We start from the raw sequence: 364 nt of genomic DNA, 5'->3' as shown, positions 1-364 counted from the left end.
GCGCGGTTTGCCGGTCGGCCCTTCTTCAAGCAGCCGCGCCACCTGCATCGACAGCGTGGACGCGCCCGAAACCACGCGCCCGTGACGCAAAGCCTGCCAGCCGGCGCGCGCCACCGCCCGGCCATCGACACCAGAATGGTGGTAAAACCGCCCATCTTCCCACATCAGCAGCATGTCCACAAAACCGGGATCAACCGCGCCGGGGGCCAGCCGCCAGCGCCCATCGGCCACCTGAAAGGCGCGCAACAGGCTGTCGTCGCGGGCCAGAACCTCGACCCCCGTCGCCACGGCAAGCGGCGGCAGATCGGTCGCGGCGACCCATGCGTTCAGCCGGTCCTCTGCGCGGTCGCGCGCAAAGGCGAGC

Annotated in this window: 1 protein-coding gene; it reads right to left on the bottom strand. The window is 70.3% G+C overall.

All coding sequences use genetic code 11. The features are described from left to right. Nucleotides 1-364, bottom strand: a 364-nt coding sequence (locus Q5762_RS37445; RefSeq protein ID WP_315896775.1) for a transglycosylase domain-containing protein, incomplete at both ends; no start/stop codon positions are given.

Origin of the sequence: Streptomyces sp. P9(2023) (genome assembly GCF_032436795.1) — a bacterium.
Classification (GTDB): Bacteria; Actinomycetota; Actinomycetes; order Streptomycetales; family Streptomycetaceae; genus Streptomyces.
This window is presented reverse-complemented; position numbering and strand designations above follow the sequence as displayed.